The sequence below is a fragment of the Thermophagus sp. OGC60D27 genome (assembly GCF_052400625.1).
Taxonomy (GTDB): domain Bacteria; phylum Bacteroidota; class Bacteroidia; order Bacteroidales; family Marinilabiliaceae; genus Thermophagus.
Genome location: NZ_JBQTGH010000003.1, coordinates 257,147 through 274,631, shown reverse-complemented (window position 1 = coordinate 274,631; position 17,485 = coordinate 257,147). Strand labels below are relative to the sequence as shown.

Below are 17,485 nucleotides of genomic sequence, written 5' to 3'. Positions count from 1 at the left end.
ATTGAAATAAATAAACCTTGAAAAATGAAGAAAATTGAATTGGGAAAAGGGCTTGATAAATTGTATTTTGGAATGAGTAAGGATGAATTTATTGCCATTATGGGTGATCCGGATGAGGTTGAAACAATGCAGAATGAAGATTTGCCGGAGGATGTCACTGAAGCCTGGCATTATGATGAGGTTGAATTATCTGCCTCATTTGATAAAATGGAAGATTGGCGACTGACATCATTGGCTGTTAGTTCTGATCAGTATTCTTTTGAGGGAGTGGATTTAATAGGTTTGAGTCAGTCGGAGGTGATGGAGCAAATTGAAATAATGGGGCTTGGCGATGTATATTTGGAGGAATTATCCGACAATGAAGAAGATAGCCAGCAAATTGCAACCATTTTGGAAGTTAGTCTTAACCTTTGGTTCGATAACGGAATATTGACTGAAATACAGTGGGGCCCTTTCTGGGATGAAGAAGAAGAAGAGTTTATATGGCCGGAAGATAATTAAAAAAATAGATCCATTTTTTTTCTTCTGAGTGTTTGGAATATCAATCCTTTGTCTATTTTTATTCCGTATTTTTATTAGACGTTAAAAGTATGGAAAAAAGTATTTTGAAGGTTGATCCGGTAGCTTTCCGGTACGACGAACCCCACTTTGAAGAAGAAGAGGACGATGATTTTGAGTGGGACGAAAATGATCTTGATCTGGATTTCCGAGAGGATATAGATGAAGATCTCAATGAAGAAGACCTGGAAGAAGACTTTGATGATGAATATTAAAAACCATCAAGCCTTTTGAAGTGGGGGAGTGTTATCAATTCAATTCCCTTTAAAAAGATTGAGAGACTTATCGGGCATTTGACCTGTTAAGTCTCTCGTTTGCTTCCTTAAATCAGAATTTGTGTTTTTAAGATTTACTTTTGTATCCCAATTTAATGTTATTTATTGTATGCGATCCAGTTTTCTCTGGATTTTTTTGATGGCAGATTCTATAGGTTGTTCGGGCTCAATGACATTATAGTCACCCCAGAAATCAGGGTCAGAAAAACCAGATACCTCATCTTCTAGAATTGCATTTATTTTAAGTCGATCTGCTCCCCTGAAGGGTTTGTCTTCTGTCGGTGACCAGTCGGTTACGGCTATTTCCAAAGTGGTGTGATAATTGGTATTAAAAAGTTTGCGCTTCCAGTTAACTTTAAACGATGCTTGGCCCCGGCTGTATCCGAAATACCACTTTCCGTTTTTATCTTGGCGATAATTGACAATATAAGAAGCTTCGGTTGGATAAACCTTCGCCCCAAGAGGCTTTTTCTTTATGAACATACGGGCTACTTCATTCTTATTATCGGTATTCATATTAAATACGGCTTGAGTGACGGCCAAATTTTCTGTATCGATATAAAGCTTTCCATAAAAAAGTGGAATTTTCAAGTGTGGTTTTTGCTCAAAACTGAGAACATAAATGGTACGGTCCTCGATTCGTGTTATATTGCTGATCCTGAAATTGTAGTAGTTAATCATTTCACCATCAAAGAGCAAGTAGGGATCTTTCATAATATCCAGCATTGTGGCTGTATAGGGGCCCCCTTGAAGTCTAAATGCTAGGGTATCTAGTTTTTCATAATCAGTACTTTTTCGTCCTATTTGTAGGCTGATTTTGTCTTCTCTCGGATCGTTATAGGCTGGTTTGTATATTTCTACAACAGCTTCAGACAAAGATACATATCTCCATCCCTTTTTGATGGTTTCGCGATAAAAGGCAGTCATTTTTGCGGGGTGGTTAAGATAGTTATCATCACGTCGGCTCATGACCGCTTTTATCAAAAGGTTCGGATCAGAAGGAAATACAGATACTTCCACCAAAGGAACTGTAATCATTTTTAAGGTTACTTTGTATCGTTTGTTACTAAACGCATTAACTGGAACAAATTTCTTTTCGTATCCGATAAAAGAAAATCGAATATTTTTATCGGTCATGTTCCGGGGTACTTTTAAAATAAAATCCCCATTGGAGTTGCTGACAGTGGCAATATTACTTTCTTCTATGGCAACGGTAGCAAAGGGAAGAGGTGTACCGGTATCTTCATCTTCGACGGTTCCACGAAGTAAAACAAATTGAAGGGTATCTGACTTCTGTTGGTCTTTGTTGGAGGCAGAAGCATCAAGCAATGCAGATGGCATCATGATCATCATGGCTACCAAGGCCAGAAACAGATCACGACTTTTTCGGAAATTACTAATCAATGTTTTCATGGCATCTTTTTTTTATGAATTATGCACGGTGAAATGCTTACTAAATTTTAAGCATTTAATCCGCTGTCATTATAAAGACACCGGGAAAGCAAAATACCCCTATTCGTTTTGTTTTTTTCTGGTAGAGATAGTTTCTGAAATGTTGTTTTTATTTTTGGGGGTTCAAAAAATGAGGAAAATCCTACTATGAAAACCCATTTTCCCGTAGAGGTGAGATGCGAAATAAAGGCACAACTCAATTTATAATGCCGTTACAAAGTATTTATTAACATCAGTTACTTTCATGCCGGCCTTACGCGCTGCTTGCATTCCCAGGACTCCGTCTTCAAATACCTGACATGATATTGGATCTACTTCCATCAGACGAGCACATTTGAGGAATGTTTCGGGATGGGGCTTGGGATGTGTAATGTCATCGGATGAGACAATTATGTCGAAATATTTATCCATTCCTACTGCCTTTAGTGTATCAATGGCAATACTGCGTTGACCTCCTGTGCCAACAGCCATAGGAAGTGTTCCGTGATACCTAAGGATAATTTCGGCAACAGGTTCAATTGCTTTGGTTTGAGAAAGGGTGATTTTGAATAGATCTTCTTTTTCGTCACCTACTTTTTGAGGATCCATATTGGTCCCATAAATCTTGTTGAGTTTTTCTACTGTTTTATATAGTGGAATACCTGCCAATTGCATAAATAACTCTTTGGTGAAGTCTATTCCATAAGGTTTACAGGTTTTTCGCCAAGCCTTAAAGTGGGCGGGCATGGTGTCGGCAATGGTGCCGTCCAGATCAAAGATAAGTCCCTTAGTTTCGGGATCTATAGAGATTATACTCATATTTTATTTCGATATAGTATTTAACTAATTGATTTCTGAATTGTCGTAACAACTTTCCGGGATGTTGGGCGAGGAGCGACCAATCCATTCGCCATTCCCCTTTTAATTTATTATTGTGCATTGAGCGAAGTCATTCACTGCAAAAATAATGAATAACCTGCAAAAGCATTGTTCTTTCTTATTAAAAGGCTGTTAATCTTGTTCAATGAAATTAAAACAGGTGATAATTTGTAATAAAAATCTCGAAAATGTTGTTTTTTTGTTTAAAAAACCCTTTTTTTGGCGACGAATTATGAAGGAATTTGTCGTAGATTGGAGATGCAGAAACTCGAATAGAGAATTGATAATTTCCCATTCGAGTTATTATTTTTTTTACGACACATATTTTTTTGCTGAGATTTGTCTGAATCCGGAATGCCTTAACAAACCTCGGGCAAGTCGGATGTTTTTTCCGTAAACAGGGATACCTACTTGTTTTCGGATTTCAACCTGCTTTTTTCTTTTCTTTAAAATATCAAGGTAAAATCAATTCGGACATTTTGTGGTTCGCCGGAGTGGTCTCAGAAAAAGGGAAGTATGTGATGATGGTTGGTGATGACTTTTTCAAAAGAGTAAAAATCAAAAATAGTAAAACAAGGAATTGGGCATGATAGAAAAGTATTTTAAAATAATAATATGTAAAAATGTTTTTATGCCAGTTCCATTCGACTAATGACTTAAATAAATTTTATACGAATGAAACGAGCAAGACCAATTTAAGTTTGGCACAACAAGAACATGTATAAAAAGACAAAGGCAGAAGTGCACAGGCAGAAGTGCACAGGCAGAAGTGAAATTTATCAATTTCTGTTTTGCGGTAAGGATGGTTTACTCATTCGGCTGTGCTCATACCAAGCCTTTAGGGGATTAAGGGGTGAGCTTTGGATATAATAAGCTTTAAACTAATTACATAAATTTATTTTATACTGATGAAACCCGGAGAAAAAATTAAATTAGAAAGAGAGTTTAAAAAACTTGGGCTGTCAGAGGTTGCCGAAAATGCACAACTGGATGAAAAGCAATTGATGGCTATTGAGAATGGCGAAGTGGAACCTTCACTGGGAATACTGATAAAACTTGCGAGGGTGCTTGGGGTAAGACCAGGTACCTTTCTGGATGACCAGCATGAGAAAGGGGTGGTGGTAACTAAAAAAGGGGACACCAAGTCTTTAAGCAATATGAATGCCTCCGGTATGAAGGAAGTAAAAAATCTCGCATTTTTATCTTTGGCGCGTCAGAAAAGCGACAGGAATATGGATCCTTTTTTGATTGAAGTGCTTCCGGAACATATGAACCCGGAGCAACCCTTTTCTGCACATGAGGGCGAAGAGTTTATTTTTGTACTGGAGGGATGTATCGAAGTGATTTATGGTAAAGAGACCTATCGGTTAGAGGCGGGAGACAGTATTTATTACGATTCTATTATTGATCACCGAGTTAGTTCATTAAATAATGAAAAAGCATTGGTGCTGGCGGTCGTTTATTTGCCGGTTTAATTCACTTCCTTCAAAAAAAATTAATTATGTCGTTTCAACCAATAGAAGATACTTTAGGGGATTTGCTGGAGAAATGGGCAGAGGAAATTCCGAATCATGACTTTATGGTTTATCCGGATCGTGGCCTAAGATTTTCGTACAGCGAATTTAATCATCGGGTGGATAATATGGCTAAAGGATTGATGGCCATAGGTGTTAAGAAAGGTGATAAGGTGGGGATTTGGGCTAATAATGTGCCCGATTGGACCACGTTGATGTTTGCCACGGCAAAGATTGGGGCCATATTGGTCACTATAAATACAAATTATAAGCTTGCAGAGCTGGAATATCTGATCAAGAATTCCGATCTGAATACCCTCTGTATTATTGATGGGTATAGAGACAGTGATTATGTGGATATGGTTTTTCAGTTGGTTCCGGAATTGAAAACATCGCCTAGGGGCCAACTTAAGAGTGAAAAATTTCCCGAACTACGTAATGTGGTGTTTTTAGGGCCCCAGAAACATCGAGGAATGTACAATACTTCGGAACTGTTATTGTTGGGAACCCAGGTGGAGGAGGAAGTACTCAAGTCAAGAAAGGAGGAAGTTAACTGTCATGATGTGGTTAATATGCAGTATACTTCCGGGACAACTGGTTTTCCTAAAGGGGTAATGCTAACACACTTTAATATTGTCAATAATGGAAAAGGAATTGGTGATAATATGGAATATACGTCCGAAGATAGGTTGTTGTTGTGTGTTCCGCTTTTCCATTGTTTTGGTTGTGTGTTAGGGGTTTGTGCGGTTATTACTCATGGTGTGAGTATGGTTTTTACAGAAAACTTTGATCCTTTAAGAGTATTGGCTGCCGTTCAGAAAGAAAAATGTACATCCATCTATGGAGTCCCTACAATGTTTATTGCCGAAATGAATCATCCCATGTTTGACATGTTCGACCTATCATCCTTGCGAACTGGAATTATGGCGGGTGCATTATGTCCTATTGAGACTATGAAACAGGTGATGACTAAAATGAATTGTCGGGATATAATCATCGTTTATGGTCTTACAGAAGCATCACCAGGTATGACTACCACCCGAACTGATGATTCGGCTGAAATCAGAGCTACAACTGTAGGTAAAGAATTGCCGGGGGTGGAAGTAAAAATCTTTGATCCCGAAACAGGAGAAGAACTTGGACCTAATCAGCAAGGGGAAATTTGCTGCAGAGGGTACAATGTAATGAAAGGTTATTACAATAATCCGCAAGCCACCCGTGAAGCCATTGACAATGATGGATGGCTGCATTCCGGTGATCTGGCGCTGAAAACAGAAGATGGCCATTTCAAAATTACAGGAAGAATTAAGGATATGATTATCAGGGGTGGAGAAAATATCTATCCAAGAGAAATTGAGAATTTTATCTATAATATGCCTGAAGTGGAAATGGTGGAAGTAGTGGGAATCCCTGATGAAAAATATGGGGAAATTGTGGGGGCCTTTGTAAAAGTTAAAGATGGTTTTTCGCTGAGCGAAGAAGCGGTGCGGGATTTTTGTCGGGGACAGATTGCGCGATACAAAATTCCCAAACATGTATTTTTTGTTGACGACTTTCCCACAACCGCAAGTGGGAAAATTCAAAAATACAAGCTTCGGGAAATTGGGGCCGAATTAGTGAAAAATATTAGTTCGTTATAATTTTTTGAAATTGGTAGGAGGAAAGAAAGACAAAGCGGATCGAATCGGTGTGGAAAAATGCTAAATTTTAATTGCTTATAGAGTCTACAGATTAAAATAGAAGCAGGTTCCTTTATTAAATTCAGATTCAAACCAAATTTTTCCTCCTGCCAGCTCAATGATTTTAGAAGCAATTGTTAAACCAACACCAATGCCGGGATAAAACTTGGTTTGAGAAGGAGATATCTTTTCAAAGGCATTAAAGATTATCTTTTGTTTTTCTGGTGAAATACCAATACCTGTATCTTTTACGTAGAACGTAGTCTGACTATTCTGATCCATAAAGCAGCCAAATTCAACAGCCCCCTTGTCGGTAAATTTTATGGCATTGTTTAAAAGATGAATCATCACCTCCTTGAGGTAGGATGCATTGAATTCAAAGTGATGATTTTTAGGTAAATTCATCTTGTGACTTAGGAGGATATGTCTTTTCTGATAATTGTTCTGAATTTTTTTGGCTTCATTCATTAATTCATGGCAAAGAATTGTCGGATTAATCATTTGGTGCATTTCAACAGGAAGACCGCCTGCTTCAATACGCGAAAGGTGAATTAATGAATCAACCAGATGCAACAGCTCATCGGTTTTGGCATGCAGAAGTGATGCAAAGTTGTTTTTGTCCTCATTCGACAAGTCGGAATAGATGAGAATCTCCGAAAGACCCTGTATGGCATTAAGAGGAGTACGTATTTCGTGCGATATATTTTTTATAAATTCTTGCTTAATTCTTTCGTGCGAAGAATTTTCTTCCGTAACAGTTTTCTTATTGTTCTGGATTTCATTGAAAGTTTCAATAAGCTTGTCCTGCAACAGAACGCCATAAAATTTTTGATTTTGATCAACCACCGGCAATGCTGGTAGATTGGTGGCAGAGAGCAAATTTAACGCCTGATCAATGGTGGAATCGGGTGACAGACTGGGTTTGGGTAATAAACAATCTGCTACTAATTTTTTTTTGCGCGCCAATACATCAGGTACAGTGAGCATCCCCATGTATTTATCCGTTTCTTCCATGACGATGAAAAAACGTTGAGTGATCAACTCTTCTTCTATTTCATTTACTCCTTTAAATGGCGCCGTTTTGGGGTATTCTTTTTCGATGTAGGGTTTAATTAGCATAAGGGCTTATATTTCCAAATCAATTATATCGTAATCGATTTTTAGTTTGAATTCCACTCTGAGAATTTCGGAAGGCGAAATATAAGGAAAAACTTTCTCTTTTAATATCTCTATTATTTTTTTGGCTTCAATTTTCTTGAGAATATTACGGTTAATGTAGACCGCTTCGATATTGGGATCGTCCACTTCAATGGTTTCAAACTCGTTAGGAACGAGAATGTCAAATAGTTTAGAAATCCCTATTTTCCCTTGGGGCGATTTTTTGCCAATGACAAGAATGTCTTCAAACGGAGGAAATTTAATTTCTTCGAATCCTAGTTTTATTTTATATCGGAGTGCTGCGTCTTGACACATAGATTTTTATATTATTTCTAAATGTTTAAAGTTTAATTATTCTGATATGATTTTTTGTAGGATAGGAATTATTATACTGGGTATAACTCATGAAAAGGTGAATAGCCTTTTACGGATAAAAACATTCGGAAGTTTCATCGCATGGAAAAAAAGTGTATTGTTCCTATAAAAGTAATCTCTGAAATTTTATCCCATTCTAGATTTATAGTCCTCATAGCTAAATTTCCGGATCATCTTTAGGCCGGTTCGGTCATTCCAAAAGGCAATGGATGGATGAGTGACCCCATTAAACATTGTGGTTTTAACAATGGTGTAATGAATCATGTCTTCGAAAACAATACGATCGCCTGGTTTGAGGGGGTGATTAAAACTCCAGTCTCCAATAAAATCGCCTGCCAGACAACTATTACCTCCCATTCGGTAGGTGGGAAGGCCTTCGACCGGTTCCTGATGGGCGCCCCTGATAACAGGTTTATATGGCATTTCAAGGCAATCGGGCATATGGGCTGTGAAGCTTACGTTCAGAATCGCGGTTTTTATACCATGATTGTTCACAATATCTGTTACCTCTGCTACCAGGATTCCTGTTTCCCAGGCAAATGCACTCCCGGGTTCCAGAATGATATGAATACCCCATTTCTCTTTGAAGTTTTTCAGTAGTTGTATCAAATGCTCCACGTCATATCCTTTTCTCGTCATCAGATGGCCGCCGCCCATATTGAGCCATTTTATTTGAGTCAAGTGTTTGCCAAACTTCTTTTCTACGTTTTGTAATACTTTCTCCAATTCCTCGCTTGATGATTCGCATAAGGCATGAAAATGCAGCCCTTCAATGCCTTGTGGGAGGTGATCCGGCATTTGGTCGGCAGGAATGCCCAGTCTTGATCCGGGAGAACATGGATTGTAAAGGTCTGTGGAGACTTCTGAATATTCCGGGTTGATTCGAAGACCTGCCGATATAGGCGTGGCTTCCGATTTCAACATGGGGCGAAACCGTTCGTACTGAGCAATGGAGTTAAAGGTAATGTGACTGCTGTATCTCATTATTTCGGGAAAATCCTGCTCGGTGTAGGCCGGACTGTAAGTGTGAGCCGGGCTACCCATCTCTTCAAATGCCAAGCGGGCCTCATTGACCGAACTGGCTGTAGCACCGGGAATGTATTCTCTTACGATGGAAAAAGCCGGCCATAATGAAAAGGCCTTAAAAGCCAAAATGATTTCAACCCCAGCCCGGTCGCCAACACTCTTAATGAGTTTTAAATTCTTGCGTAACAGCATCTCGTCCATCACATAGGCGGGTGAAGGAACTTGTTTGATATCTATACCCATCACTTTTATTTTTTGCGGAGACAAATATAATGTAGTTTGATCTGACCGCCAATTTAGTGAATAGCCTAGGTGAATAGTAAAAAGTTGTTAGTTGTAAACCTATTACATTACTCGTATAATGAGCATATTCTATTGCTGAATGTATAATAAGGTACTTTTCATTCCACCATCATACCATTATACCTTGCACATCTTCCTTCCAAATTCGGTACATCAACCTCTTTGATCTATCACTTAAATTATATCATCCCCCATTTTCACCAGAAAAATAATTCATTAAAACAGGTTTCATGGTCTTGCTGACAGGAACGGATTGGCTACCAATCTTTACCAGGTTGCCGTTTATTTCCGATATTCTGTCCAATGCCACAATGTAGGATTTGTGAATGCGCATAAACCGATCGGCAGGTAGTTCTTTCTCAAGATTTTTCAAGGAAAAGAGCCCCATGTATTTTCCGGTGGTGCTGTAAAAAATAACGTATTCCAATGCCCCCTCAATATACAGAATGTCTTTATATTTCAGTTTTACCATCTTTCGATCCGACTTGACAATGATAAAGTCTTTTTCTTCTGTTTTGACATCCGATTCAATGGCGGTTGAATTTTGAAGTGCTTCGGCAACTCTTAGTTTGCGACGGTAATTGAGGATGGTGGTGATTTTATTGACAGCCTTTACAAATCGGGGAAACGATACCGGTTTTAGCAGATATTCTACGGCATTTACTTCAAAGCCCTGCACCGCATATTGGGGATAGGCAGTTACAAAAACAATGAGTGGCGCCGCAGGTATGGAAAGGTTTTTAATGAAATCCATGCCCGACATATCCGGCATTTCAATATCGGTAAAAATGACATCAATATTTCCCTGCGAGATGGTATTGATCGCTGCCATGGGTGTGTCAAAGGATTCGACCAGTTGAAACTGAGGAATCTTGGAAATGTAGTCGGCCATTAGTTTCCGGGCCAGATACTCATCGTCGATAACCACACAGTTATATTTTCCCTCTTCCGCCATTTACTTGAATAGTTTCAATATTATTTTATAGTTTTTGGGTGTTTCGATAATGTTAAGGTTATGTTTTTGCGGGTAAAGCAAGCTTAGTCGGTTTTTTACGTTTTCTATTCCGATGCTTTTGGTATTTCTTGATTTTGAATGAATTTGTTGCGGGTGAATGCTGTTTTCCACACTAAAACAAAACGCTTCCGAATTTTGAGTAAGAGTGATGTCGACAAAACCCGCCTTGTCTTTTTCGATCTTGCTATGTTTAAAGGCATTTTCAACAAAGGTAACCAAAAGCATGGGGGCAATTTGATAATTTTCGTCGTACGATCCAATGGAAAAATTGATATTTTGTCTTTTTTCGGTTTTTAACTGCTGGAATTCCAGAAAGCTGTTAATGTAATCCACCTCTTTATAAAGGGAAATCATATCCGATTCACAATCGTAAAGTACATATCGAAGCATGTCTGAGAGCATGGTGATTTTTTCCGGTGTTGAATCGTCACCTGTATACGCCATGGAATAGATGTTGTTTAACGCATTAAACAGAAAGTGAGGGTTGATCTGAGTCTTTAGAAATTTAAGCTCGCTTTCTGCTTTTTCTCGTTTCAGGGTTTCTATTTCCACTTTATTTTTTTCCTGCTTGTCGGCCAGGAATTTGGTCATACTCACCCAAAAAGCCATCAGACAAAAGATGGTATGAAAAATAAATGGGGCAATCAGGCTTTTGTTAGGCGGTGCCAGGGTGGGGTAGAATTGGTAGAAAACTATTTCAATAGTGCCTACTATAACAACCAAAAAAAATATCAATAGAATATTGTAAAGTCTGAATCTCCCTTTGTGGTCATCGTAATATTTGGGCATTAGGTTTTTTAGGTTGATATGATAGACCGTAAACTGCATCGGGGTGAGCAAAACGGCTAAAAGAATGCCTTTGACAGGACTTAGCTGGGCTCCAAAGGAAAAGTAGAAAAGGGCCACCATACCCCATACTGCATAGGATGGAAATGATTTGTACCAGGAAGATAGTTTTGATAACATGTTTTGCTTGGTTTTTCTTGTATAACAGGTGATAACAGGTGAATAGGTGAGATGGACGAAATGTTTTGAATTCGTCCATCATTTCCATCAAGTGATTGTGGGCAGGTTATGCTTAGCATTTTTGACCACTCTTAAAAAATCTTTTTTTACCTCAAATTCTTGACAAAAATATCACATTATCCTAACGCCTTCATCTATTTTTCAATAATCGGACATACTCTTCAATAATCGGTCAATTTCTTCAAGGAAAATATTTTCCTGAACATTATTCCCAATTATTGAAAACTCTTATCGTTTCCTTGATTCTTTTTTCTTCACAACAATATTGCGAGGATATTTGTGCCTCAAATTCCATAAAGCCTTCAAATGAATGGATGGCTTCACTGGCAATGAGTCCGGATTATTAAGTTTTGAAATCTAAATGTTATTTAATATGCGAAAGAGGATTATAATTTATGCTGTGGGAGTTCTGCTTTTTGGCAGTGCACAGGCTCAGGAAACAATTAGCCTGACGCTTGCGGAAGCCCAAAACTATGCCCTGGAACATAACCGAACTTTAAAAAATGCCTCTCTGGAGGTTCGTAAAGCAGAGGCAAGTCGGTGGCAATCTCTTGCAACCATGCTGCCTCAGGTCAGTGCTTCGATAGAATACAATAATATGTTTGACTATTCAATGGATCTAGGCAACTTCCAGATTTCGATGCCCAATTCTGTAACCTACGGAGGAACGGCTTCCGTCGCCCTGAGCGGCGCTCAGGTGGTGGGTGTTCAACTTAAAGATATTTCCCGAAAAATGTCTCAAATCACGCTCGAACAAACCGAACAGGAAGTGGCCGATCAGGTGAAAACCATCTACTATTCAGCCTTGGTGTTGGAAAAGACTGCTTCTCTTCTGGAACAAAATCTGGAAAACCTGCAGAAGCTTTTTGCTTTTACACAAAAATCGGTTGACGTTGGAATGTCGGAACAAACCGATGCTGATAAAATCTCGGTACAGGTAGCATCCATGAAAACCAGTGTCAATACCACGCGCCGTTCGCTGGAAATGGCCTATAACTCTTTGCGGCTGCAACTGGGATTGTCAGTAGATACAGAATTGAAATTATCGCAAACCATTGATGAGCTTATGAGTATGGATAATGCTGTGTCTCTGCTCCAGATTGATTTCAATTTCGACAACAATTATGACTATCAGTTACTTCAACAAAATGTGGCATTGGCCAAAAAAGAGGTGGCACTCAAAAAATGGGCCTATGCACCATCATTGTCTGCCTTTTATCAATACACCAAAAAGGATTATATGAGTGATGAATCCACCATGAATTCTACACCCCCCAACATGTTTGGTGTTACATTGAACATTCCTATTTTTTCCAGCGGAAGTAGGAAAAAGGCGGTTCAGGAAGCCACCTTTTCTTATGAGCAACAACTTAATTTGTTTGACGATACCCGCGAAACGCTTACCATACAACATCGCCAATTGTCCTACAATCTGAAGTCCAATTACGAAACCTACGAAACGCAGAAGAAAAATCTGGAGGTTGTTCAACGCGTCTTTGATAATGTGTCCAGAAAATATGAACAAGGGGTTGCCTCCAGTTTGGATGTTACCAATGCCGGTTCCGATCTGATTTCCGCACAGAGTAGTTACGTGCAAGCGTTGCTGGAAGTGGTGAATGCTCGAATTGAACTCGAACAGCTGCTCAATGTGGATGATTATTGATTGGTGAGCAATTAATTTTCTCATTTCCGTTGAAGATTGAGTTTTACCTTGAATTTACTGTTAAGAATAAAACCTATTTGTTATCTATAAATCAGAAAAAGTATGAATTCTTTTTTTAAAACGATGGTTGTTGGTAGTTTGGTCCTTTGGGCCACCGGTTGTGGAACATCTGCCAAAAATGAAAAAAACCAAAGTGATATTGAAAATATAGAAATTGTAAAAGTAACAAGGCTTTCGAAGCGAAAAGTAGCCAGAAAAATTGAACTCTCTACCACCCTTGAGGGATACGAAACTGTCAATATTGCGCCTTCTTTCACCGGTACCATCGAACACATTTTTGTAGACGTGGGAACTCAGGTCAATAAAGGCGACATGATGGTTCGTATGGATCAACAGCAATTTAATAATGCAAAGCTTTCGTTTATCAATGCGCAAAAGGATTATGAGAGAATTAAAGTGTTGAATGAAACGGGGACGGTATCTAAACAGGAGTATGACCAGGCCAAATTGGTTTACGATCAGGCCAAGGAAAATCTGGAGTTTCTGGAGACGAATACTTTTGTAAAAGCCCCTTTTTTCGGGGTTATTGCAGCAAAAAATTATGAAGATGGCGAGTTGTACAGCGGTAGTCCTATCCTTGTGCTGACACAAACCCATCTTCTGAAAGCATACATTAATATCCCAGAGTCATATATCCCTTATGTTAGGGAAGGAATGAAACTGAATGTTATTTCGGATGTCTATCCCGATTTGTCTTTCCCCGCCGAGATAGAAATTGTTTATCCAACGGTAGACCCTGCTACCCATACCTTTCGGGTAAAAATCAGAATCCCCAATTCAGATCATAAGTTACGTCCCGGGATGTATGTGAAATCCTCAATCCAACTGCATGAAGTTGAAACTATGTTGGTGCCCTATCAGGCCGTTCTGAAGTTAATCGGTTCAAATAATCGCTATGTTTTTGTAAATAATAATGGTGTGGCTAAAAGGGTAGATGTTAAACTGGGACAGCGCTTCAATGAGCTGATTGAGGTGTTTTCGGACGACCTTAATGTGGGCGACCAACTGGTAACGGTCGGACAGGCTAAACTGGTTGATGGTGTTAAACTTAAGGTGGTACAATAATCCCTTCCGATTTTTCAATTCTATTTCTCGGGCCCCCTCCTGTAGCTCTGTTTCAATGGGGCCGGAGTAATCTTTACAGTTCAATGATTTAAATGTGATATGAGTATATTTAAAACATCCATCAATAAACCGGTTACAACTGCCTTGATTTTTGTAGCCGTTATGGTGATAGGTTTGTTCTCTCTTAAACTGTTGCCTATCGACCAGTATCCCGAAATTGACCCGCCATACATTTCGGTGATGACTTCCTACCCCGGCGCCAATGCCAGTGAGGTGGAAACCAATGTTACTCGTTTGCTGGAAAATAACCTTAATTCGGTAGACGGTCTTAAGAGTTTGACATCCAAGTCGCAGGATAATATGTCGTTGGTAACCCTCGAGTTTGAATGGGGGCTGGACCTGGAAGAGGTGGTCAACGACGTGCGATCCTACCTGGATATGACTAAAGATGAATTGCCCGATGGTGCTGGCACCCCGTTGATTTTTAAACTCAGTACCAGTTCCATGCCGATTATGATGTATGCAGTTACGGCTAATGAGAGTTATGCCGGGTTGGATAAAATCCTTAATGATATTGTGATGCCACAACTTAACAGGGTTGATGGTATTGGTAATATTTCCTTGTCAGGATCTCCGGAAAGATATGTCTATGTAGATATAGATCAGGAAAAACTCGATGCCTACAGTGTTTCGCTCGAAGCCGTGGGAAACGCCATCAGTAATAACAACCTCAATAGAACTTCCGGAACGGTGAAAATGGATAAAGAGCAATATCAGTTGGAAGTGCGTAGCGAGTATATCGAAAGTTCCGAAATAAATGATATTGTGGTAACAACAACCGATGACGGACGTCAAATTTTTGTGCGCGATTTAGCAACGGTACGCGATACCATTAAGGATCTTACTCTGGATGAAAAAATAGATGGACGCGATGGTGTGCGGGTGGTCATTACAAAACAATCGGGCGCCAACACCGTTGAGGTTTGCGAAAACGTTAATAAGGAAATGGCACGTATCCGGGATCTGCTGCCTACCGATGTTAATATAAAGATCATTTTCGATTCTTCAGATAACATTAAGGACTCTATCCGCAGTCTGGAAGAATCCATCATGTATGCATTACTATTTGTTGTATTGGTGGTTCTGTTGTTTTTGGGTCGATGGCGGGCAACACTAATCATCGGACTGACAATTCCCATCGCCTTGGTGGTCTCCTTTATCTATTTGGCCTTTGTTGATAGCTCTTTGAATATTATTTCTTTGTCATCACTAACCGTGGCGATCGGAATGGTGGTGGACGATGCCATTGTGGTGCTCGAGAATATTACCAAGCACATCGAGCGGGGATCTAGTCCACGTGAGGCAGCCATCTACGCCACCAACGAGGTGTGGGTGTCGGTAATTGCCACCACGATGGTTATAGCTGCGGTATTTGTTCCTTTAACCATGCTGGGGGGATTGGCAGGTATCATGTTTAAAGAGTTGGGGTGGATTGTTACCATCGTGGTGGTTACCTCTACCGTTGTAGCCATCTCGCTGACACCTATGTTGACATCCAAGTTGTTGAAATCTCGTCATGTAGAGGTGGATGAAAACGGACACTTGATCTTTGAAGAACCCAAAAAGAACTGGTACCAGAAGTATGTGGTTGGGGCGCTTGACCGCCTGGATGCTTGGTATGCCAAAATTTTACGGTACTCTTTGACGCATAAGAAATTTACTTTAGGCCTGGTGCTGGGGGTATTCTTTATTACCCTGCTCCCTATGTTTCTGGGTTTTATCGGAACTGACTTTATGCAGCAGAGTGACCAGGGACGACTCACCGTTAATGTGGAACTCAACCGTGGAACTCGCATCGAAGAGACTCTGAAAACTGCCCGCAAACTGGAAGCACGCTTTATGGAATTGGCTCCCGAAATCAGAATCATTTCTACTTCGGCAGGGTCAAGAGATGATGCCAGTATATCTGCGCTCTTTTCTTCCACCACCAATAATACCATTTCGATGACTGTCGTGTTGAAGGACAAAGATGAAAGAGACCGAGATATTTTTGAAATAGCAGAGGTGTTCCGTCAAGAGATGGCCAAATATCCTGAAATCATCGAATATCAGGCACAAACGGCATCCGGAATGGGCGGTAACGGGCCTTCTACCGTCGACGTGGAGATTTACGGACACAACTTTGATGAAACCAATATTTTGGCCGAAAACATTCAACATACCATTCGAGAAAACGTTAAAGGTGCACGCGATATTTCCATTAGCCGGGATGAAGATCGTGCCGAACTGAAAATTAATGTGGACAAGGAAAAACTGTCGCGACATGGTTTGGATGCCGCTTCGGTCGCCTCTCTGGCTTATAATCGGGTGACGGGAATGACGGCCGGCTATCTGAAAGAAGATGGTGATGAATATGCCATAGTTGTGAGACTGCTCGAAGAAAACCGCAATTCAATTTCCGATATAGAAGACTTGTCCATCCCAACAGCTCAAGGAAATATTAAACTCGGCGAAGTTGCGGATGTGGAAGAATATTGGGCTCCACCAACCATCGAACGAAAAAGTCGGCAGAGAATTGTGACTGTTTCCATAACCCCATATAAAGTTTCTTTGGGTGAATTGGCCATTGACATTGAGAAGGCTTTGGAAAAAGTGGACATCCCTCAAGGAATAACCATTCGGCTGGCCGGCGATTATGAAGACCAGCAGGAAACCTTCAGCGATATGGGACTTCTGTTATTGCTGATTGTCATGCTGGTATATATCGTGATGGCTTCTCAGTTTGAATCCATGTCCAAACCATTTATTATTATGATGTCGGTTCCGTTTGCCATTTCAGGGGTTGTGCTGGCTCTGTTTGTCACCGGCATTTCACTCGATATGATTGGCGCATTGGGGGTCATCATGTTGGTGGGGATTGTGGTGAAAAACGGCATTGTGCTGGTCGATTATATCAATCTGATGCGCGACCGTGGGTATGAACTGAACGAGGCCATTGCCCTTTCGGGTGCGTCCCGGTTGCGTCCGGTGTTAATGACAGCATTAACCACTATTTTGGGAATGTTACCTATGGCATTGAGCACCGGTACCGGCTCTGAAGCCTGGCGACCAATGGGGGTCGTCGTCATCGGCGGTTTGCTGATTTCGACCATGGTAACCCTGATTGTTGTGCCATTGCTTTATGGCATTATGTCGAAACATGGAGAACGCGACAAGGACGAAAAACAGAGAAAAGAATTCCTGTTCCTGCAGATTGCCGATGAGGATGTGACTCAAAATGGTAAATCATAGGGAAGAGGTTAGTCTTTTCTATTGGATTAAATACCGATAGTATATGACTGTAATTCCTGATTGTCCGGAGGCCTTGTCAATGTCTCTATGGATAGGAAAATGGTTCGTTAACGGGTATCGTTTCAGGATGCCCGTTGACACCATCGCCCGCCTCTGACACCTACCCC

General features: G+C 40.2%; 14 protein-coding genes. 7 read left to right on the top strand and 7 right to left on the bottom strand.

Going from position 1 to position 17,485, the window contains the following annotated elements:
• Positions 1–24: 24 nt before the first annotated feature.
• Positions 25–501: a hypothetical protein gene (locus tag ACT29H_RS05520; protein ID WP_444820609.1), complete on the top strand. Its 477-nt coding sequence runs from the start codon at positions 25–27 to the stop codon at positions 499–501.
• Between the two features lie 89 nt (positions 502–590).
• Positions 591–773 (top strand): hypothetical protein, encoded by a 183-nt coding sequence (locus tag ACT29H_RS05515; RefSeq protein WP_444820608.1) that lies wholly within the window; start codon positions 591–593, stop codon positions 771–773.
• A gap of 162 nt (positions 774–935) precedes the next feature.
• On the opposite strand, the gene ACT29H_RS05510 is transcribed toward ACT29H_RS05515, so the two are convergent.
• Positions 936–2,246, bottom strand: coding sequence for a carboxypeptidase-like regulatory domain-containing protein (locus tag ACT29H_RS05510; protein ID WP_444820607.1), 1,311 nt, complete (start codon positions 2,244–2,246; stop codon positions 936–938).
• 240 nt (positions 2,247–2,486) lie between these two features.
• Entirely contained in the window at positions 2,487–3,083 is a 597-nt protein-coding gene (locus ACT29H_RS05505; protein ID WP_444820606.1) for an HAD family hydrolase, read from the bottom strand.
• Between the two features lie 968 nt (positions 3,084–4,051).
• Here ACT29H_RS05505 and ACT29H_RS05500 point away from each other — a divergent pair.
• Positions 4,052–4,618, top strand: coding sequence for a cupin domain-containing protein (locus ACT29H_RS05500; RefSeq protein WP_444820605.1), 567 nt, complete (start codon positions 4,052–4,054; stop codon positions 4,616–4,618).
• A 26-nt stretch (positions 4,619–4,644) separates the two neighbouring features.
• Positions 4,645–6,297 carry an AMP-binding protein gene (locus ACT29H_RS05495; protein WP_444820604.1) on the top strand — a complete coding sequence of 551 codons (1,653 nt, stop codon included), beginning with the start codon at positions 4,645–4,647 and terminating at the stop codon, positions 6,295–6,297.
• Between the two features lie 84 nt (positions 6,298–6,381).
• Here ACT29H_RS05495 and ACT29H_RS05490 read toward each other — a convergent pair whose 3' ends face one another.
• The 5 genes from ACT29H_RS05490 to ACT29H_RS05470 form a co-directional block, all read right to left on the bottom strand.
• Complete coding sequence (locus tag ACT29H_RS05490; RefSeq protein ID WP_444820603.1) at positions 6,382–7,455, bottom strand: ATP-binding protein; 1,074 nt, start codon at positions 7,453–7,455, stop codon at positions 6,382–6,384.
• 6 nt (positions 7,456–7,461) lie between these two features.
• On the bottom strand, positions 7,462–7,809 hold the full coding sequence (locus tag ACT29H_RS05485) for a hypothetical protein (protein WP_444820602.1): 348 nt from the start codon (positions 7,807–7,809) through the stop codon (positions 7,462–7,464).
• 186 nt (positions 7,810–7,995) lie between these two features.
• A complete protein-coding gene (gene nspC / locus ACT29H_RS05480; RefSeq protein WP_444820601.1) occupies positions 7,996–9,138 on the bottom strand; it encodes a carboxynorspermidine decarboxylase in 1,143 nt (380 codons plus the stop codon).
• 244 nt (positions 9,139–9,382) lie between these two features.
• Positions 9,383–10,153: a LytR/AlgR family response regulator transcription factor gene (locus tag ACT29H_RS05475; RefSeq protein ID WP_444820600.1), complete on the bottom strand. Its 771-nt coding sequence runs from the start codon at positions 10,151–10,153 to the stop codon at positions 9,383–9,385.
• Entirely contained in the window at positions 10,154–11,179 is a 1,026-nt protein-coding gene (locus ACT29H_RS05470) for a sensor histidine kinase (protein WP_444820599.1), read from the bottom strand. It lies immediately after the preceding gene.
• Positions 11,180–11,612: 433 nt separating this feature from the next.
• Between ACT29H_RS05470 and ACT29H_RS05465 the strand changes: the two genes are divergently transcribed.
• The 3 genes from ACT29H_RS05465 to ACT29H_RS05455 all read left to right on the top strand — a co-directional run bounded on the left by ACT29H_RS05465 (position 11,613) and on the right by ACT29H_RS05455 (position 17,318).
• Complete coding sequence (locus tag ACT29H_RS05465) at positions 11,613–12,902, top strand: TolC family protein (RefSeq protein WP_444820598.1); 1,290 nt, start codon at positions 11,613–11,615, stop codon at positions 12,900–12,902.
• A gap of 102 nt (positions 12,903–13,004) precedes the next feature.
• On the top strand, positions 13,005–14,027 hold the full coding sequence (locus tag ACT29H_RS05460) for an efflux RND transporter periplasmic adaptor subunit (RefSeq protein WP_444820597.1): 1,023 nt from the start codon (positions 13,005–13,007) through the stop codon (positions 14,025–14,027).
• Positions 14,028–14,126: 99 nt separating this feature from the next.
• Entirely contained in the window at positions 14,127–17,318 is a 3,192-nt protein-coding gene (locus ACT29H_RS05455; protein WP_444820596.1) for an efflux RND transporter permease subunit, read from the top strand.
• Positions 17,319–17,485 lie beyond the last annotated feature (167 nt).